The sequence below is a fragment of the Nocardia sp. NPDC005978 genome (genome assembly GCF_040614455.1).
In the GTDB taxonomy this organism is placed as follows: domain Bacteria; phylum Actinomycetota; class Actinomycetes; order Mycobacteriales; family Mycobacteriaceae; genus Nocardia.
Genome location: NZ_JBEXUS010000095.1, coordinates 1 through 19,059 on the forward strand (window position 1 = coordinate 1; position 19,059 = coordinate 19,059).

19 protein-coding genes are annotated in these 19,059 nt (G+C 69.8%); 7 read left to right on the top strand and 12 right to left on the bottom strand.

Annotated features, from left to right (window positions below):
• The 10 genes from ABZ319_RS31040 to ABZ319_RS31085 form a co-directional block, all read right to left on the bottom strand.
• The coding region (locus tag ABZ319_RS31040) for an AMP-binding protein (RefSeq protein WP_354990101.1) at positions 1 to 1,220 on the bottom strand (1,220 nt) is incomplete at its 3' end.
• A 51-nt stretch (positions 1,221 to 1,271) separates the two neighbouring features.
• Positions 1,272 to 2,900 (bottom strand): cation acetate symporter, encoded by a 1,629-nt coding sequence (locus ABZ319_RS31045; protein ID WP_354990076.1) that lies wholly within the window; start codon positions 2,898 to 2,900, stop codon positions 1,272 to 1,274.
• Positions 2,900 to 3,253, bottom strand: a complete 354-nt coding sequence (locus ABZ319_RS31050) for a DUF485 domain-containing protein (protein WP_354990077.1) — start codon at positions 3,251 to 3,253, stop codon at positions 2,900 to 2,902. Before ABZ319_RS31050 ends, ABZ319_RS31045 begins: the two co-directional genes overlap by 1 nt.
• Positions 3,254 to 3,421: 168 nt before the next feature.
• A complete protein-coding gene (locus ABZ319_RS31055) occupies positions 3,422 to 5,176 on the bottom strand; it encodes a cation acetate symporter (RefSeq protein WP_354990078.1) in 1,755 nt (584 codons plus the stop codon).
• Position 5,177: 1 nt separating this feature from the next.
• Positions 5,178 to 5,540, bottom strand: coding sequence for a hypothetical protein (locus ABZ319_RS31060; protein WP_354990079.1), 363 nt, complete (start codon positions 5,538 to 5,540; stop codon positions 5,178 to 5,180).
• A 214-nt stretch (positions 5,541 to 5,754) separates the two neighbouring features.
• Positions 5,755 to 6,534 carry a LytTR family DNA-binding domain-containing protein gene (locus ABZ319_RS31065; RefSeq protein WP_354990080.1) on the bottom strand — a complete coding sequence of 260 codons (780 nt, stop codon included), beginning with the start codon at positions 6,532 to 6,534 and terminating at the stop codon, positions 5,755 to 5,757.
• Positions 6,535 to 6,587: 53 nt separating this feature from the next.
• The gene (locus tag ABZ319_RS31070; RefSeq protein WP_354990102.1) at positions 6,588 to 7,742 is read right to left on the bottom strand and encodes a histidine kinase; all 1,155 of its coding nucleotides are present in this window, start codon (positions 7,740 to 7,742) and stop codon (positions 6,588 to 6,590) included.
• Between the two features lie 17 nt (positions 7,743 to 7,759).
• On the bottom strand, positions 7,760 to 8,212 hold the full coding sequence (locus ABZ319_RS31075; RefSeq protein WP_354990081.1) for a flavodoxin family protein: 453 nt from the start codon (positions 8,210 to 8,212) through the stop codon (positions 7,760 to 7,762).
• 425 nt (positions 8,213 to 8,637) lie between these two features.
• Positions 8,638 to 9,153, bottom strand: a complete 516-nt coding sequence (gene msrA / locus ABZ319_RS31080; protein ID WP_354990082.1) for a peptide-methionine (S)-S-oxide reductase MsrA — start codon at positions 9,151 to 9,153, stop codon at positions 8,638 to 8,640.
• A gap of 90 nt (positions 9,154 to 9,243) precedes the next feature.
• Complete coding sequence (locus tag ABZ319_RS31085) at positions 9,244 to 10,674, bottom strand: MDR family MFS transporter (RefSeq protein WP_354990083.1); 1,431 nt, start codon at positions 10,672 to 10,674, stop codon at positions 9,244 to 9,246.
• Positions 10,675 to 10,760: 86 nt separating this feature from the next.
• Here ABZ319_RS31085 and ABZ319_RS31090 point away from each other — a divergent pair, with 86 nt between their 5' ends.
• The 7 genes from ABZ319_RS31090 to puuE all read left to right on the top strand — a co-directional run bounded on the left by ABZ319_RS31090 (position 10,761) and on the right by puuE (position 17,483).
• Positions 10,761 to 11,195 (top strand): MarR family transcriptional regulator, encoded by a 435-nt coding sequence (locus ABZ319_RS31090; protein ID WP_354990084.1) that lies wholly within the window; start codon positions 10,761 to 10,763, stop codon positions 11,193 to 11,195.
• Between the two features lie 29 nt (positions 11,196 to 11,224).
• The gene (locus ABZ319_RS31095) at positions 11,225 to 11,959 is read left to right on the top strand and encodes a GntR family transcriptional regulator (RefSeq protein WP_354990085.1); all 735 of its coding nucleotides are present in this window, start codon (positions 11,225 to 11,227) and stop codon (positions 11,957 to 11,959) included.
• 89 nt (positions 11,960 to 12,048) lie between these two features.
• Positions 12,049 to 13,566 (top strand): NCS1 family nucleobase:cation symporter-1, encoded by a 1,518-nt coding sequence (locus tag ABZ319_RS31100; protein ID WP_354990086.1) that lies wholly within the window; start codon positions 12,049 to 12,051, stop codon positions 13,564 to 13,566.
• A gap of 5 nt (positions 13,567 to 13,571) precedes the next feature.
• Positions 13,572 to 14,318 (top strand): aspartate/glutamate racemase family protein, encoded by a 747-nt coding sequence (locus tag ABZ319_RS31105; protein ID WP_354990103.1) that lies wholly within the window; start codon positions 13,572 to 13,574, stop codon positions 14,316 to 14,318.
• The gene (locus ABZ319_RS31110; protein WP_354990087.1) at positions 14,315 to 15,529 is read left to right on the top strand and encodes an aldolase/citrate lyase family protein; all 1,215 of its coding nucleotides are present in this window, start codon (positions 14,315 to 14,317) and stop codon (positions 15,527 to 15,529) included. Before ABZ319_RS31105 ends, ABZ319_RS31110 begins: the two co-directional genes overlap by 4 nt.
• Positions 15,526 to 16,569: an allantoicase gene (alc, locus tag ABZ319_RS31115; RefSeq protein WP_354990088.1), complete on the top strand. Its 1,044-nt coding sequence runs from the start codon at positions 15,526 to 15,528 to the stop codon at positions 16,567 to 16,569. The genes ABZ319_RS31110 and alc overlap by 4 nt, the downstream gene beginning before the upstream one ends.
• Entirely contained in the window at positions 16,566 to 17,483 is a 918-nt protein-coding gene (puuE, locus tag ABZ319_RS31120) for an allantoinase PuuE (protein ID WP_354990089.1), read from the top strand. Before alc ends, puuE begins: the two co-directional genes overlap by 4 nt.
• A 191-nt stretch (positions 17,484 to 17,674) precedes the next feature.
• Here puuE and ABZ319_RS31125 read toward each other — a convergent pair whose 3' ends face one another.
• Positions 17,675 to 18,124 (bottom strand): hypothetical protein, encoded by a 450-nt coding sequence (locus ABZ319_RS31125; protein WP_354990104.1) that lies wholly within the window; start codon positions 18,122 to 18,124, stop codon positions 17,675 to 17,677.
• Between the two features lie 62 nt (positions 18,125 to 18,186).
• Complete coding sequence (gene dapB, locus ABZ319_RS31130; protein ID WP_354990105.1) at positions 18,187 to 18,927, bottom strand: 4-hydroxy-tetrahydrodipicolinate reductase; 741 nt, start codon at positions 18,925 to 18,927, stop codon at positions 18,187 to 18,189.
• Positions 18,928 to 19,059: the final 132 nt, after the last annotated feature.

The following is a 19,059-nucleotide window of genomic DNA, read 5'->3' on the forward strand; positions in this document are numbered from 1 at the left end:
GGGGTCTTGCCTGCGCCGACCACGTCCCGGTACCAGCGCCAGGCTTCGGGGTTGATCGGCTCGCCGACGCTGCCCAGCACCCGCAGGCTCGACAGGTCGTGGGCGTCGGGGATCTCCCGCCCCCATTTCATGAACGTGCGCACCAGCGTCGGAGCGGTGTAATAGATGCTCACACCGTACTTTTCGATGATCTGCCAGTGCCGGTGCTCGTCGGGGAAGTTCGGGGTGCCCTCGTACACGACCTGGGTCGCGCGGTTGGACAGCGGCCCGTACACGATGTACGAGTGCCCGGTCACCCAGCCGATATCGGCGGTGCACCAGTACACGTCGGTCCCGGCCTTGTGATCGAACACGTTGTGGTGCGTGTACGAGGTCTGGGTCAGGTACCCGCCCGAGGTGTGCAGGATGCCCTTGGGCTTACCGGTCGTGCCGGAGGTGTACAGGATGAACAGCGGGTGCTCGGCATCGAACGCCTGCGCCTCGTGCACCGGCGACGCGGCGGAAACCGTTTCGTCCCACCAGAGATCACGCCCGGCCGTCCACGGGGTCTCGATCCCGGTGCGCCGCACCACCAGAACGTGCTCGACCGGCGAGTTCTCCTGTCCGGCAAGCGCTTCGTCGACCGATTCCTTGAGCGGGGCGGCCTTACCGCGCCGCCACTGGCCGTCGGTGGTCACCACCAGGCGCGCCTGCGCGTCCTCGATTCGGTTCCACAGCGCGCCCGCGGAGAATCCGGCGAAGACCACCGAGTGCACCAGGCCGAGTCGTGCGCAGGCCAGCATGGTGACGATGGCTTCGGGAACCATGGGCATGTACACCGCGACCCGGTCACCGGCTCGCAGGCCCAGTGCCGTGAATTGATTGGCCGCCCTGGATACGTCGGCCAGCAGATCCGCATAGGTGATGTCGCGCGAATCGCCGGGCTCGCCCTCCCAGTGGATGGCGACCTGCTCGCCGTGCCCGTCCAGCACGTGCCGGTCCACACAGTTGTAGGCGACGTTCAGCTTGCCGCCGACGAACCACTTGGCGAAAGGCGCGTCGTCCCAGTCCAATACGCGGTTCCACGGCTCGGCCCAGTGCAGACGGCTCGCCTGTTCAGCCCAGAAGGCCTCCCGGTCCGCCGCCGCCCGATCGAGGAGAGCCTGGTTCGCATTGGCGGAGGCGGCGAACTCGGCGCTGGGCGGATAGGCGGCCCGATCGTCGTGGTCGCGTTCCATCATGCTGGTCATTGCTGGGGTCTCCATTCGAAAAGGGCGGCGGGGCGGGGTGTTTCAGTGCGAGACGGCCTTCTCGGCGCCGACGCCGGTGAGGGCGCGCACCTCCATCTCTGCGGCCTTGTCCGGATCCTCGGGGGTCCGGCTCAGGAAGGTGCCGACGATGCCGAGCACGAACGCGAGCGGGATCGAGACGATGCCCGGGTTCGAGAGCGGGAAGAAGTCGAAGTCCCGGCTCGGCAGCATGGCGGTCTTGGAACCGGACACCGCCGGGGAGAAGACGATCAGCACGATCGTGGAGATCAGGCCGCCGTACATGCTCCACAGGGCGCCGGAGGTGTTGAAGCGCTTCCAGAACAGCGAGTAGAGGATGGTCGGCAGGTTCGCCGAGGCGGCCACCGCGAAGGCCAGCGCCACCAGGAAGGCGATGTTCTGCCCGTTCGCCAGGATGCCCAGGCCGATGGCGAGCAGGCCGACGACCACGGCGGTGATGCGCGAGACCCGCACCTGTTCGGCCTCACCGACCTTGCCGCGCTTGATGACACCGGCGTAGATGTCGTGGGCGAACGAGGCCGAGGCGGTGATGGTCAGGCCGGCGACCACCGCGAGAATCGTCGCGAACGCCACCGCGGAGATGATGCCCAGCAGCACCACGCCGCCGAGTTCGAAGGCCAGCAGCGGAGCCGCGGAGTTCTGCCCGCCGGCCGCGGCCAGGATCTTGTCCGGCCCGACGATGGCGGCCGCGCCGTAACCCAGCACGAGGGTGAACACGTAGAACGATCCGATGAGGCCGATGGCCCAGACCACCGAGCGGCGAGCCTCTTTCGCGGTCGGGACGGTGTAGAAGCGCATGAGCACGTGCGGCAGGCCGGCGGTGCCCAGTACCAGGGCCAGGCCCAGGGAGACGAAGTTCAGCTTGGAGGTCTCGCTGCCGCCGTACTGCGCGCCGGGGGCGAGCACGTCGCGGGCGGCGACGGCCTTGTTGGTCGACTCGGAGACGTGCTGCTGTGCGGAGCCGAGGATTTCGGAGAGGTTGAAGCCGAACTTGGCCAGCACCATGAAGGTCATGACGGCGGCGCCCGTGATGAGCAGCACCGCCTTGATGATCTGTACCCAGGTGGTGCCCTTCATGCCGCCGATGAGCACGTACAGGATCATGAGTACGCCGACGACAGCGATGACCACCGATTGCCCGGCGCGCGAATCGATGTCGAGCAGCAGCGCCACCAGGCCACCGGCGCCCGCCATCTGCGCGAGCAGGTAGAACAGCGACACCGCGAGGGTGGACAGGGCGGCCGCGGTGCGCACCGGGCCCTGCTTGAGCCGGAAGCTCAGCACGTCGGCCATGGTGAATTTGCCGGTGTTCCTGAGCATTTCGGCTACCAGCAGCAGGGCGACGAGCCAGGCCACCAGGAAGCCGATGGAGTACAGGAAGCCGTCGTAGCCGTAGACCGCGATGGCGCCGGCGATGCCGAGGAAGCTGGCGGCCGAAAGGTAGTCGCCCGCGATGGCGATGCCGTTCTGCGGGCCGGAGAAGCCGCCGCCCGCGGTGAAGAAGTCCGCGGCGCTGGAGTTGTTGCGGCTGGCGCGGATCACCACGACCATGGTGACCGCGACGAAGACCGCGAAGATGGAGATGTTGGCGATCGGACTGCCGACCGTTTCGCCGCTGGACAGCAGGCTCATCACTTGGTTCCTTCCAGCTCGGCGCGCAGCGCGGCGGCCCGGGGGTCGAGTTCACGATCGGCGAAGCGCACGTACAGCGCGGTGATCACGAAGGTGGACACGAACTGGCCCAGGCCCAGCAGCAGGCCGACGTTGATGTTGCCGAATACCTCGGTGGCCATCAGGTCGTGGGCGTACGCGCCGAGCAGCACGTACACCACGTACCAGGCCAGGAACAGTCCGGTCATGGGGAAAACGAAGCGGCGCAGCCGGTTTCGCAATTCCTGGAACTGCGGACTGGCTTGGGCGGCGACGAAGTCCGCTGCGGTCGGGGTGTGCGGGGGCTCACCCTTCCCGAGTTCGATACTGCTCATCGGTGTTCCTAGCGTGTGATGTGGCTTACTACCGGGAACGGTATCGAGGTCGGCGGGCGCGAAACATGGTGTGGCCTGGCTCACTCGGTGAAGGTGCCGGGCTGTGCGGTGAACGGTCGGGTTCGCGCGACGAACGGTTGGGCGACGATCACCCGGTCGCGGCGGTGATCACGCCGAACGCAGGCCGCGTTCGCGGTCCGCGCCCATGCCCAGCGGTTCGGGGGCGTGCATGCGAATGAAGACGCGGCCGATGGTGCGCTCGGATTGCCGATCGGTCGCCAGGCTGACCAGGATCATCGCGATCGTGGCCAGGGGCACGCTGACCGCGGCCGGATAACTCAGCACGGCCGCGAGCCAGCCACCCGCGAGATCGCCGGGGACGCCGCCGAGCACCGACACCACCGTCGCGCCGCCCGACAGGAGGCCGCCGACCAGCAGGCCCGCCGCCGCGCCGGTGGCGGTCAACCCGCGCCACCAGATGCCGAGCAGCAGCAGCGGGCACAGGGTGGAGGCGGCCACGGCGAAGGCCAGGCCGACCGATCGGGACAGGTCCAGGGCGGTCACCGCCTGCGAAAGCACCAGTGGGACAACGCCGGCGACGATCGCGGCCAGGCGGAAGTCGCGAATGCGACCCCGCAGGACGTCGGTGCCGAGCACGCCCGCGATGCTGACCAGCAGGCCCGAGGAGGTGGACAGGAACGCGGCGATCGCCCCCGCGGCGACCAGGGCGCCCAGCAGTTGGCCCGGCAGTCCCGACAGGACCGAACCGGGCAGCAGCAGCACCGCCGCGTCGGAGGCCCCGGTGATCAGCAATTGCGGGACGTACAGCCGCGCGCACACGCCCAGCAGTACGGGGAACAGGTAGAAGAAGCCGACCAGGCCGATCACCGCGGAAGCCGTTGTGCGCGCGGCTCGTCCGTCGGGGTTGGTGTAGAAGCGCACCAGGACGTGCGGCAGGCCCATGGTGCCCAGGAAGGTCGCGATGATCAGCGAGTAGACCTGGTAGAGCGGGTGCGGGCCGCCGAGTCCGCCACCGGGAGCGAGCCATTCCGCGCCGGAGCCGGGTGCGCCGACGACCACCGGGACGCGCGCGCCCGGATCCAGGACCAGGGTGCTGCCCGCGCCGAACTCGTGCTCGCCAGGCGGCAGCAGGACGGTGTCCGCGATCGGCCGGTCGTCCAGGGTGCCCTCGACCCACAGCCGCTGCGGCTCGTCCAGGCGCACCACCACGCCGGTGGTGATGTCGACGGTGGTGCGCTGGGCGACGATCGGCGGTGCGGGCGAGCCGATCTCGCGATCGGAGCCGAGGAAATGGGCCAGCAGCACCAGCGCCGGGATCGCGATGGCCGTCAGTTTGAGCCAGTATTGGAAGGCCTGCACGAAGGTGATCGAGCGCATGCCGCCGCCGGCCACGGTGCCGATGACGATGGCGCCCACCGCGACCGCGCCCACCCAGCCCGGAACACCCAGCAGGATCCGCAGTGTCAGGCCCGCGCCCTGGAATTGCGGGATGAGGTAAACCGCGCAGATGAGCACGACGACCAGGGCGGCGAGCTTGCGCACCGGCCGCGAGCCGAGCCTGAACTCCACGAAGTCCGGCATGGTGTACGCCCCGGAACGGCGCAGCGGCGCGGCCACGAACAGCAGCAGTCCGAGGTAGCCCGCGGTGAAGCCGACCGGGTACCACAGGGCGTCGGCGCCGTATTTGGCGATCAGCCCGGCCACGCCGAGAAACGATGCGGCCGAGAGGTATTCGCCGGAGATGGCGGCCGCGTTCCAGCGCGGGCCAACCGAGCGCGAGGCCACCAGGAAGTCCGAGGTGGTGCGGGCCAGGCGCACGCCGTAGACGCCGATGGCGATGCTGGCGAACGCCGCGAGCAGCAGCGCCGCCACGGTCAGCCCTGACACCGGTTGCGAGTTCACCTCAGTCCCCGGTCAATTCGCCGAAGTCCTGCTCGTTGCGGTCGGAGAGCCGGACGAAGACCCGCCCCGCCGCGTACAGCAGCGGATACACCGCGACCCCGAGCAGCAGCCACGGCGCCCGCACCCCGAAAACCGTCGCCGCCCCGAGCGGCCCCAACGTGAACAACAAGGGCAACGCTCCCAACACCCCCACCACGACCAACGCGACCCGCACCGCCAGCCCGAACTGCGCCCGGATCAACCCCCCGATCATGGCCGCCCCGATCTCGGTCTGCTCGGCCACCTCGACCCGGGTCCGCACGAGCCGCGCACCCCGCCTCTCCGCCAGCACGACCCGCTCCCGCGGCCGCTGCTCCCCCGTCATGCGCGGGGTCCGTCGGGTTGCGCGGGGGTCTGCGCGCCATGGATGCGTGACGACGCCGCGGCGGTCGTCCGTACCCCGCCGTGCGCCGTCACGGGAGTCGTCCTGGCCTCACCGCACCGCAGATCACGAAGCCCGACAAGCAGCCGGGCGATCGGCAGGCCGTGGGCGCGGGATGACATCGCGGGCGTTGGGCCGGGGCGGTGGGGAGCGGGGGTCATCGGCCGGGGCGGGGGTGGAGGAGGCGTTGTTTCAGGTCGCGGACCTGGCGGCGGCTCACGGGGAGCTCCACCGCGCGGGCGGTGCCTTCGGCTTGGAGGCAGACCACCGTGCCGGTGCCTACCGTGCGCAGGCCGGTCACCAGGCGCAGGGCTATCAGGTAGGAGCGGTGGATGCGTACGAAACCAGCGTCTTGCCAGCGGGATTCGAGTTCGGAGAGGGGGATGCGGACCAGGTGGGAGCCGGTCGTGGTGTGCAGGCGGGAATAGTCGCCGTCGGCCTCGACCCAGCTGACGCCGGCGCGCGGGACCAGGGTGGTCGCGCCGCCGAGCTCGACGGGGATGACCTCGTGCGGGTCGGGGGCGACCGCGGCGGGAGCGGGCTGGGCGCGGGCGGCGGCGATGCGGCGGATCGCCTCGGCCAGGCGGGCCTCGCGCAGGGGTTTGAGCAGGTAGTCGACCGCGCCGAGATCGAAGGCGGCGACGGCTCGGTCCTCGTGGGCGGTCACGAACACCACCGCGGGCGGGCGCGCGAACTCGGTGAGGATGCCCGCGAGTTCGAGGCCGTCCAGACCGGGCATGTTGATGTCGAGGAAGACCGCGTCGATCTGGTGGGCGCGCAGCAGCCGCAGGGCGCCGGTGGCATTGCCCGCGGCGTGGATCTCGCCGATGCCGGGCTGGGCGCGCAGCAGGTAGACCAGCTCGTCCAGGGCCGGGGATTCGTCGTCGACGGCGAGCACGCGCAGCGCGCCGGCGGAGTTCTCGCTGGTCCTGGTCACAGTCGGTACATAGTAACGGCAGCGAACGGAATAGCCCGGGCGATACGGACGATTCAGGCGCGGATGCCCGCGCGGAACTTGGGCACCCGCATGCTGACCTTGGTGCCGGATCCCGGTGCGGTCTCGACCACCAGGCCGTAGTCGTCGCCGAAGGCCGCCCGCAGCCGGTCGTCGACGTTGGCCAGGCCGACGTGGGCGGATTCGGCGGTGCCGGAGCCCGTTTCGACGGCGTCGAGCGCGCCCGAGCGCAGCAGTTCGGGATCCATGCCGACCCCGTCGTCCTCGACGCTGATGACGCAGTCCGCGCCGGCGTCCTCGGCCAGGATGCTGAGCGTGCCGCCGCCGGGCTTGCCCGCCAGGCCGTGCCGGACGGCGTTCTCGACCAGGGGCTGCAGGGCCAGGAACGGCAGCACCACGGTCAGCACCTCGGGTGCGATCTGCAGCCGCACGCGCAGGGCGTCGCCGAAGCGGGCGCGCTCGAGCGCGAGGTAGCGGTCGATGTTGCCCAATTCGTCGGCGAGGGAGGTGAATTCGCCCGCCGTGCGGAAGGAGTACCTGGTGAAGTCCGCGAAATCGAGGATGAGTTCGCGGGCGCGAGCCGGATCGGTGCGCACGAACGAGGCGATGGTGTTGAGCGCGTTGTAGATGAAATGCGGGCTGATCTGCGCCCGCAGCGCGCGAACCTCGGCGCGGTCCAGGCGGGCGCGCGAGGCGTCGAGTTCGGCCAATTCGATCTGGCCGCAGGCGTATCGGGCGACTTCGGCGACCGCGCCGAGCAGACCGGGACCGGGCTGTTCGCGGGTCACCGCACCGATCGCGCCGACCATGCCGCTGTGCTCGCTCACCAACGGCTGGACGATGAGGGTGTATCCGTCGTCGCCGGGGATCAGGACCGACCGCTCTCCCGTAATCGCACGCCGGGCGGCGGAGCCGAAGACCTCGGACAGCCCGAAATGCTTTCCGTCCCAAGCCAATAGCTCACCGTCCGGGCCCGCGATACCGAGCGCCTCGGCCCCGGTGAGCGCACGCAGATGCGGCGCGGCCGCCTCGGCCGATTCCACGGTGAGCCCGCGGCGCAGCGGCTTTGCCGCGAGCGCGGCGGTGTGCAGGGCGGCGTGCACGGCCCGCTCGGCGGGGGTCGTCACCGAGCGCCGCGTGCGCGGCCAGGCCAGCAGCGCGGCCGCGACGAGCGCCCCGGCCACCAGAATCGCTACCGCGGTGGCGGTCACGGCATGAGCTGGGCGGCCAGGGTCGCCCCGAGTTCCCAGCACCGTTCCAGATCGGCTTTGCCCGGCGGCCCGGACAGGATCACCGGCGCCGCGCCCGGCTCCCACCCGAGCCCGGTGGCGGCGGCGAGCACGCTGCGCTCGGCCCCCTCGGTGCCCTGATTGCCGTGGATGTACAGCCCGTACGGGCGGCCACCGGTGGAATCGAGGCAGGGGTAGTAGAAGGTGTCGAACGCGTGCTTGAGCGCGCCGGACATGTAGCCCAGGTTGGCGGGCGTGCCGAGCAGATAGCCGTCGGCGGCGAGCACATCGCTCGCGGTCACCGCGAGCGCCGCCCGCCGCACGACGTCGACGCCGACGATCTCGGGGTCGGTGGCCCCGGCCACCACCGCCTCGAACATCTCCTGCATATGCGGGGACGGCGTGTGGTGGATCAGCAGCAGCGTCGGCACGGGGTCGAGCCTAGCGCCGTGTCCGGATGATCCCTTCGCCATCGCGGCATGCGTCCGGAGGCGGTGCGGGGCACCGCTTCGGCCGGGCGCCACCGTGTTCGAGGGAGATCTCGCCCGAAAGCGCGCCTCGACGAGGGAGTTCCACATGCGCCAGCGCGAGCACACCGCTGAACCCGCGCGAGCTATCCACCGGAGCAGACACGAAGCACTGCACTGCAATCGGCGCGACAGGTCACCCGAGCCGACGCGGGCGCTCCACTGGAACGGGCGTGCCGGACTCCACCGGACGCAGGTGCCCGGACCCGTTCGGCCGAGCGCACGTGCGGCCCGGTGAGCCAACGCAACGGGCCGCCGGTTCGGATGAACCGGCGGCCCGGACTACCGGCCGGGCCCGGCGGATGAAACCGCCGGATCCGGGCCCCGCGTCAGCTGGAGGTCGACTGCCGCTTGGGCAGCTTCCAGCCCGGGCGCGGGAAGTGGCAGGTGTACCCCTCGGGGTAGCGCTCGAGGTAGTCCTGGTGCTCGGGCTCGGCATCCCAGAACGTGCTCGCGGGCGTCACCTCGGTCACCACCTTGCCGGGCCACAGGCCCGAATCCTCGACGTCGGCGATCGTCTCGAGCGCGACCCGCTTCTGGTCCTCGTCGAGGTAGAAGATGGCGGAGCGGTAGCTCGAGCCGATGTCGTTGCCCTGGCGGTCCAGGGTGGTCGGATCGTGGATCTGGAACAGGAACTCCAGCAGCGCCCGGTAGTCGGTGACGGCCGGGTCGTAGACGATCTCCACGGCCTCGGCGTGGCCCGGGTGGTTGCGGTAGGTGGGGCGATCATTGCTGCCGCCGGTGTAACCCACTCGCGTCTCGAGCACCCCCGGCTGCTTGCGGATCAGATCCTGCATGCCCCAGAAACAGCCACCGGCCAGAATCGCCTTGCGCGTGTCGCTCACGCCGCCTCCTTCACGAAGAGTGTCATTTCGGCTTGGGTAGAACCCACTTCCCCACCCGAATAATCCCGGGCGGGGCATCCGCGATCGTGACTAGCGTCGCTGATGGCGGCGCAGGACGGTCGACGCCACCGCCGAGCCTACCGACATCGCCGTGACCGCGCCGAAGGCCAGGTGGTAGCCCGAAACCAGGTCCCACCGCGATGCCGTTGCGCGGGAAAGGATCACCGCGATCACGGCCACGCCGACCGCGCCGCCGACCCGCTGCAGGATGTTGACGAAGGCCGCGGCGTCGGGCAGCTGCTCGGGCCGCACGGCGGCGTAGGCGGCCGCGATGAGCGGGAATCCGGCCAGCGCGGTCGCCACCCCGGCCGCGAACAGCAGCGCCTGCACCAGGACCACATCGGCGTCGGCGGGCAGGAAGGCGAACGGGGCCATGGTGACCGCGACCGCGAGATTGCCGCCGACCGCGATCACGCCGCCGCCGAACCGATCGGCGAGCCGCCCGCCCAGCGGCGCGGTCACCACCCCGCCGATCCCGAACGCCATGAGCGAGAGTCCGGTGCGAATCAGGCCGTGGCCCTGCAACACCTGAAAGTACAGGGGCAGCAACACCATGACCCCGAACATGGACGCGCCCGCGAAGAAGCCTGCGGTATTGGCCGCGGCGAAGATCCGATCGGTGAACATGCGCACGTCCAGCAGTGGGCGGGCGCTGCGCGCGGTGCGCAGCACGAATCCCGTGAGCGCGGCCAGGCCGAGGACGATCGGGAGCCAGACCGTCACCAGCGCCGACGCGGTGTCGACCGCGAGTTCGGACAGTCCGTAGACCACGGCGGTCACACCACCGGCGGCCAGCGCCAGGCCCGCGAGGTCGAGCCGCTGCACGGGCGCGCCCTTGCCCAGCGGCAGGTAGCGAAAGCCCAGGGCCAGTCCGACGAGCCCGAACGGAATGTTGATCAGGAACAGCCATTCCCAGTTCCAGTGGGCCAGCATCAGCCCGCCGATGGTCGGCCCGAGCGCGGGCGCGCCGACCACCGCGATGCCGACCACGCCCATGACCCGGCCCATGCGCGCGGGTCCGGCGGCCTGTCCGAGGATGGTCTGCCCGGCCGGAATCATGACCCCGGCGGCCAGGCCCTGCACGATGCGCAGCGCGATGAGCCAGCCCGCGGTCGGCGCGAAGGCGCAGGCCGCCGAGGCGACGGTGAAGCCGGCCAGGGCCATGAGCCACAGCCGCCCGACGCCCACGCGCCGGGCCAGCCAGCCGCACAGGGTCAGCGAAACACCGAGGGCGAGCAGGTATCCGCTGGCCACCCATTGAATCGTGGCCAGATCGGCGCGCAGGTCCGCGCCGATGGTGTGCAGGCCGATGTTCACCAGCGAGGTGTCGAGCATGCCCATGACCGCGCCGAAGACCACCACCGCGGCGGTGCGCCACACATGGGACGGAATCCGGTCCGGATCCGCAGTCTCTTCCTGAAAGTCGTTGGGGGCATTGGTATCCGAACGCATACGCGTCATCGGACCCCTCCTACGGTTGTGATTGAGTTCCTCCACTGCTGAGGCTAACAATGATTGAGTAACTCAACAATAGATATAATCGGCGGGTGACCGACGACCGCGACTACCACCCCCGGGGCCTGCTGCGATATCCCACGTACGCCCTCGGGAAGCTGCACAAGGGCGTGCACGCCGAGCTCGGCACCGAACTGCGCGAACACTGGGTGCTGACCTACCTCGCGGAATTCACCGAGATCACCCAGCAGGACATGGCCGACGCCCTGGCCATCGACCGCAGCGAAGTGGTCCGGCTCATCGACACCCTGGAGAAGGCGGGTCTGGTCAGCCGCACCCGCGACGCCCAGGATCGGCGCAAGTACCGGCTGGCGCTGACCCCCGCCGGCGACCGCAAACGCCTCGAGACCGATGTGCGTATCGCCGCGGCCACCGACGCGCTGCTGGTGCGCCTCACCCCGCGCGAACGCACGACCCTGCACGAGCTGGCCCTCAAGGCCCTGGGATACGACGCCTCCGAACTGTGAAAAATCCATCGGACCGCTACCGTGGTCCGATGCCTCCGCGCCCGCGGCTACCCGTACTGCCGACCTTCACCCCGGCCGAAGACGCCAAACGCGGCTATTCGCAGCCCGAGATCCTGAACGAACTGCGCCGGCTGACCCGCGAGGGCAACCTGCCCCCGGGCGCCGGACTGCCGCTGGGCGAGCTGGCGCGCGCGTTCGGGGTGAGCGTGATTCCGGTCCGCGAATCGCTGCAGGTGCTGATCGGCGAGGGCCTGGTCGAGCACAAGGCCAATTTCGGCTACCAGGTCACCCTGCTGACCGCCGCCGAGCTGCGCGAACTCTATGTGGTGCGCGAGAGCCTCGAGACCGCCGCGCTGGCGGCCGCGGTCCGGCGGGCCACCGCGGCCGATCACGACCTGGCGACCGCGACCCATGCCCGGCTCGAACAGGCCGCACTGGCCCAGGACGCGGTCGCCTATCACCGCGAGACCCGGGAATTCCACCTCGCGCTGGTGCGGCCCTCCGGCATGCCGCGGGTGCTGCACATGCTCGAATACGCCTGGAACATCACCGAACCGGTGCAGCCCATGGTGCACGCCTCCGCGGGCGACCGGGTGGTGCTGCACGCCGACCACAGCCGGCAGCTGGCCGCCTTCGTGGCCGGGGACGCGCAGGCCCTGCTGGCGGCCACCGCCGCGCATCACACGCGCCTGCACGGAGTACTGTCGCGACTGCCCACCGATACCGGATTGTTCGCAGATTCGACGCCGCCGAAAGATATATAGTTTTCGCAACGCCGGGGCAATACCCGCTCAGTACCGTTTCGCACACGACGTTCCGCGATGCCGGAACATTTCGAGATCGGATGTGCGACATGACCGATACCGTTGCGCCGGAATTACCGAGTGTGCAGACCCCCGTAGCGACCGGTGTTCCGGACTACGACCCGCGGCTCGTCAACGACGACCTCGCGCCGCTGAAAAAGCAGACGTGGGGCACCTACAACATCTTCGCCTTCTGGATGTCGGATGTGCACTCGGTCGGCGGCTACGTCACCGCGGGCAGCCTGTTCGCGCTCGGCCTGCACAGCTGGCAGGTGCTGGTCGCGCTGGTCGTGGGCATCACCATCGTGTACGGGCTGTGCAACCTGGTGGCCAAGCCCAGTCAGGTGACGGGCGTGCCCTATCCGGTCATGTGCCGCAGTGCGTTCGGGGTGCTGGGCGCCAATATCCCGGCCATTATTCGCGGCCTGATCGCGGTGGCCTGGTACGGCATTCAAACCTTTCTCGCCTCGGCGGCGCTGAATGTGGCATTGATCAAATTGTTTCCGGACCTGGCGCCGTACGCGGTGGTCGCCGATTACGGATTTCTCGGATTATCGGCGCTGGGCTGGGCGAGTTACCTGATCCTGTGGGTATTGCAGGCGGCGGTGTTCTGGCGCGGCATGGAATCGATTCGCAGATTCATCGACTTCTGCGGGCCCGCGGTCTACGTGGTGATGTTCATCCTGTGCGGTTACCTGATCTACAAGGCCGGCTGGAGCGGAATCGATCTGAACATGGGCCAGCGGGTCACCCTGACGGGCTGGTCGGCGGTGCCGGTGATGCTGGGCGCGATCGCGCTGGTGGTGTCGTACTTCTCCGGCCCGATGCTGAACTTCGGCGACTTCTCCAGGTACGGGCGCACTTTCGCGGCGGTCAAGCGCGGCAACCTGCTCGGGCTGCCGGTGAACTTCCTGGTGTTCTCGCTGCTCGTGGTGGTCACCGCGTCGCTGACCATTCCGGTGTACGGCGAGCTCATCACCGATCCGGTGGCGACCGTGGCGCGCATCGACAACACCTTCGCGATCGTGCTCGGCGCGCTGACCTTCACCATCGCCACCATCGGCATCAATATCGTGGCCAACTTCATCTCCCCCGCCTTCGACTTCTCGCACGTGAGCCCGCAGCGCATCAGCTGGCGCATGGGCGGCATGATCGCCGCGATCGGGTCGGTGCTCATCACGCCGTGGAACCTGTACAACAATCCCGATGTCATCCACTACACCCTGGAAACGCTCGGCGCGTTCATCGGACCGCTGTTCGGCGTCCTGATCGCCGACTACTACCTGGTGCGCAAACAGCGGGTCGCGGTGGACGAGCTGTTCACCATGTCCAGGAGCGGAACCTACTGGTACCGGGGTGGATACAATCCGGCCGCGGTCGCCACGACGATCATCGGCGCGCTGGTGGCGGTCTTCCCGGTGCTGACCTCGGGCCGTATCACCGGGATGTACACCGCGGCGCAGTACAGCTGGTTCATCGGCTGCGGCCTGGCACTGGGCTGCTACTACCTGCTGGCCACCCGCGGACCACTGCGCATCACGACCCCGGAGACGATCGAAAGTAGGTGAGACACATTCTCATTCGAGTAATCAATCCCAATACCACGGCGGCCATGACAGTCATGGCCGCCGCGGCGGCGCGTGCGGTCGCCGCACCGGGCACCCTGGTCGACGGGGTGCACCCGGCCATGGGCCCGGCCTCGATCGAGAGTCATTACGACGAGGCGCTCGCGGTACCCGGATTGCTCGCGGAGATCGCGCGCGGCGAGGCCGAGGGCGTGGACGGGTACGTCCTGTCGTGTTTCGGCGACCCAGGATTGGACGCGGCCCGGGAACTGGCGCGCGGGCCGGTGATCGGCGTCGCGGAGGCCGCCATGCAGACCGCGAGCCATCTCGGGCGCGGGTTCAGCGTGGTCACCACCCTGGCCCGCACGCGCGGGCGGGCCGCCGAACTGGCCGAACGGTACGGCATGGCACGGTTCTGCCTGGGCATTCACGCGTGCGAGATCCCGGTGCTGGAACTGGAGGATCCCAAGGCACGCACGGTGATCGCCGACGCGTGCCGCGAAGCGGTGGCGGCGGACGGCTCGGACGCCATCGTGCTGGGCTGCGCGGGCATGGCGGATCTGTGCGAGTACCTGACCCGGGAGACGGGCGTGCCGGTGGTGGACGGGGTCGCGGCGGCGACGCTGACCGTGCAGTCGCTGGTCACCATGGGGCTGCGCAAATCCGGGCGCGGCGAGTACGCCGCGCCGCTGCCCAAGCGGTATACCGGATTGCTCGCCGAATTCTCCACCGATGACAAGGAGCCGCGCGCGTGAGTTTGCCGTCGTATGTGCTGGGCAATCTCGAAGGCCGCATCCGGGCCCTCGATTCCGAACTGGCACAGCGCTATCCGGGTGATCGGTCCGGCCAGCCCATCCACACCGCGTACGTGAGCGCGGCCGAGGCGGACGCCGGGCTGCCGGGGCAGTGGGGTGCGGCGGCGATCGAGCTGGCCGCCGGGCACGGTGAACTGCTCACCGAACTGGGCGGGGCGCAGGCGCTGGCGCGCACCCGGACGATGCTGGGCGCCAGGCCGATTCAGGATCTGCGGCTGGACTTCGAGGACGGCTACGGTACGCGCGCGGACGAGGTCGAGGACCGGGACGCCGTGCGCGCGGGCGCGGTACTGGCCGCGCTGCCGGAACAGGTCCGCTCGCGCGGCATTCGCACCAAGGGGCTCACCCCCGCCGAATGGGGCCGCTCGGTGCGCACGCTGGAGAAGGTGCTGGAGGGCGCGGGCGGGGTGCCGCCCGGATTCGTGTTCACCCTGCCCAAGATTCGCGCGGCCGAACAGGCCGAGGCGGCCGTACTGCTGTGCCAGGCCATGGAATCCGCGCACGGGCTGCCCGAGCGGTCCCTGCGATTCGAGTTGCAGATCGAGAGTCCGCAGGCTGTCATCGCCGCCGACGGCACCGCCACGGTGGCCCGGGCCATCGCGCTCTCGGCCGGGCGCTGCACCGGATTGCACTACGGCACCTACGATTACAGCGCCGCCTGCGGTATCGCCCCGCAGTTCCAGTCCCTGGAGCATCCGGTCGCCGACCACGCCAAGGCGGTCATGCAGGCAGCCGCCGCGCAGACCGGGGTGTGGGTGTGCGACGGCTCCACCCAGGTGCTGCCGATCGGCTCCGACGTGCAGGTGCGCGAGGCGCTGGCCCGGCACTACCGGCTGGTCACCCGATCGCTGGAACGGGGCTACTACCAGGGCTGGGACATGGGGGCCGGGCACCTGGTCACGCGCTGGCTGGCGACCATCGCCTTCTATCGGAGCGCGCTCGAGGTGGCCGCGCCCCGGATCGGGCGGTATCTGGAGCGCAGCGGCGGGGCGGTGGTCGACGAACCCGCCACCGCCCAGGCCCTGGCCACGGTCGTGCTGCGCGGACTGGACTGCGGGGCGATCGAGGCCGATGAGGTGACAGCGCTGACCCCGGCGGCCACCGTCGAGGTGCTGCGTCAATTGCGAGAGAGGAAGATTCCGGCGCTATGAGCGAGACTGATTTCACGCTGCTGCCCGATTTGGCGGTGCGCACCCTGGGTGGTGCGGTGGTGTGGGCGAACGACGAGTCGTTCGCGGAGAAGGAAAATCTCGTCCGGGCAACGGAATCGGTGTACGCGCCCGCGACTTTCGGGCACAGGGGGCAGGTGTACGACGGGTGGGAGACCCGGCGGCGGCGCGGCGCGGGCGGTGACGCCCCCGCGAAATCGGACTGCGACACCGCGATCGTGCGACTGGGCGTGCCGGGGATCATTCACGGGATCGTGGTGGACACCGCGTGGTTCAAGGGCAACTATCCCCCGGAGGCATCGGTGGAAGCCCTTGCGGTGCAGGGCTATCCGTCCGCCGCCGAACTGGCCGCGCGCACCGACTGGACCACCATCGTGGAACGCTCCGAGGTGCTCGGTGACGCGCGCAATCCGTTCCCGGTCGAATCGTCCCGGCGCTGGACCCACGTGCGCCTGCGCATCTTCCCCGACGGCGGCGTCGCCCGGCTGCGGGTGCACGGCATCGCGACACCCGATCCGCTGCTGCTGGATTCGGGCCCCTTCGACCTGGCGGCGCTCGAGCACGGCGGTCTCGTACAGGACTGCTCGAATCGGTTCTACTCCCATCCGCAGCAACTGCTCATGCCCGGTCCGGCGCGCAGCATGGGCGAGGGCTGGGAGACCGCGCGGCGGCGCGACCGCGACAGCAACGACTGGGTGCTGGTGCGCCTGGCCGGGGCGGGTGTGCTCACCCTGGCCGAGATCGACACCTCGTACTTCCTGTACAACAGTCCCGGGGCGGCCGCGCTGACCGGGATCACGGCCGAAGGGTCCGAAGTGGAGCTGTTGCCGCGCACCGTGCTACAGCCCGACACCCGGCATCGTTTCGCGATCGAGTCGGCGACGCCGGTCACCGCGGTGCGCCTGGACGCCTTCCCCGACGGCGGGCTGGCGCGCCTGCGGCTGATCGGGAATCTCACCGCCGACGCGCGAGATCGCCTGCGCGCGCAGTACTTCGCGGACGGACAGGAGGAACGCCGATGAGCGATTTCGATCTCGACTACCCCCGGGACATGGTCGGATACGGCCCGAATCCCCCGCATCCGCACTGGCCCGGCAATGCGAACATCGCGGTGAACTTCGTCCTCAACTACGAGGAGGGCGGGGAGAACAATGTGCTCGACGGCGACGCGGGCTCGGAGACCTTCCTCTCCGATATCGTTCCCGCCCAATCGTTTCCGAATCGGCACCAGTCGATGGAGACGATCTACGAGTACGGGTCCCGGGCGGGGGTCTGGCGGGTGCTGCGGCTGTTCGAGGAGCGGGACATCCCGCTGACCGTCTTCGGGGTGGCCCGCGCGCTCGAGCGCAACCCCGAGGTGGTGGCGGCCTTCTCCCGCCTGGGCCACGAGATCGCCTGTCACGGCCTACGCTGGATCTCGTATCAGATGAGCGATCGCGAGACCGAGCGCGCGCATCTGGCGGAGGCCGTCGCGATCATCACCAAGCTCTTCGGCGCGCCGCCGCGCGGGTGGTACACCGGGCGCGATTCCCCGTACACCCGGGAGTTGATCGTCGAGCACGGCGGCTTCGCCTACGACTCGGACTCCTACGCGGACGACCTGCCCTATTGGGTGCGGGTCGCGGACACCGATCACCTGGTGATTCCGTACACCCTGGAAACCAACGACATGCGGTTCGCCTCCCCCGCGGGCTTCGCCAACGGCGAGGAGTTCTTCGCGTATCTGCGCGACGCCTTCGACGTGCTGTACGCCGAAGGGGTGGCCGGCGCGCCGAAGATGCTGTCGGTCGGGTTGCACTGCCGCATAGTCGGCAAGCCCGCGCGGGCCGCGTCGCTGGCCCGATTCCTGGACTACGTGCGCTCCCACGAGGGCGTGTGGCTGACCCGGCGGATCGACATCGCCGACCATTGGCGCGCCGCGCACCCGCCCCGCTGACGGGATCGCCCGCCGCCGCGGGACCCGGGCGGCGGGCACTCGGAATGACGGGAGGACGACGTACCGCTGCGGATCGCCGAGCCGGATCGAGGCCGCGGCGGGTGCTGATCCGGACCGCCGAGCAGCTCCGTGCGCGGTGCCTGGTCAGCGCCGCGCGTGGCGGCCCGTCAGCCCAAAGGGCAAGTATCCGTTCAGGACTGTGCGGCGGTGCGTTCCGCGCGCTCGAGGTCGACCGCGCGGCGCATGATCTCGCGGGCGCGGGTGCGGTCGCCCGCGTAGTCGTAGGCGCGGGCGGCGCGATAGTTGGTGCGCCAGTTGTCGGGATCGGCCTCGAATTCGGTCTTGACCGTCTCGAAGAGCTGATCGGCGGCGGCGCGTTCGAGCCGGCCGGACGGGCGGCGCGGCAGGTCCGAGACGTCGACCTCGAAGCCTTCCTCGCGGGCGCGCCGGGCCAGGCGCTGGTGATCCCAGGCCGCGCGCAGCGTGGAGGACAGCGCCCACAGGCCGACGAACGGCAGGATCAGGATGCCGACGCCGACGACCCGGAAGATCACCCCGCTGTACTGCTCGTCGTCGGTGGTCAGCAGGAAGATCGCACGGTGGCCCAGGCTCAGGAAGTAGAAGACCAGCACCAGGGCCATGACCCCGATGAACGCGACGACCTTGAGGACGTCGCGATTGACTTTCTTCGGGTCGGCGGCGCTCACAGGTCGAGCAGCGGATCGATGCCCACCGTCAGACCGGGCAGCAGCGGGATCTTGCGCACGCCGAGCAGCACGCCGGGCACGAACGAGGTGCGGTCCATGGAGTCGTGGCGAATGGTCAGGGTCTCGCCCTGGGTGCCGAACAGCACCTCCTGGTGCGCGACCAGACCGGCCAGGCGGACCGAGTGCACGCGCACGCCGTCCACATCCGCGCCGCGCGCGCCCTCGAGTTCCTGGCTGGTGGCGTCGGGGCTGCGGCCGACCCCGGCCTTCTCCCGGGCCGCGGCGATGATGCCGGCGGTGCGGAAGGCGGTGCCCGAGGGCGCGTCGGCCTTGTTGGGGTGGTGCAGTTCGATGACCTCGACCGAGTCGAACCAGCGGGCGGCCTGTTCGGCGAAGCGCATGGACAGCACCGCGCCGATCGCGAAGTTGGGGGCGATGAGCACGCCGGTCTCCGGCTTGCCCGCGAGCCAGCCGCGCACCTGCTCGAGGCGGTCGGCGTCGAAGCCGGTGGTGCCGACCACGGCGTGAATGCCGTTCTCCACCAGGAACTTCAGGTTCGGCATCACCACGTCGGGGTGGGTGAAGTCGACGACGACCTGGGTGCCGGATTCGACGAAGGCTTCGAGCGCGTCGTCCTTGTCCACCTGGGCCACGAGCTCCAGATCGGCGGCCGCCTCGACACCGGCGCAGATAGCCTGCCCGACCTTGCCGCGCGCCCCGAGCACACCCACCCGGATCCGGTTCGTGGTCACCTGGTCTCCTCTACGCCTACATCGCCTGCGCACCCGCACGGGTGCCGATCGAGCCTATCCTCCCGGCGTCCGGCGCGGTCGGACCCCCTTGACCCGCATGACCGGTGTCACTCCCGG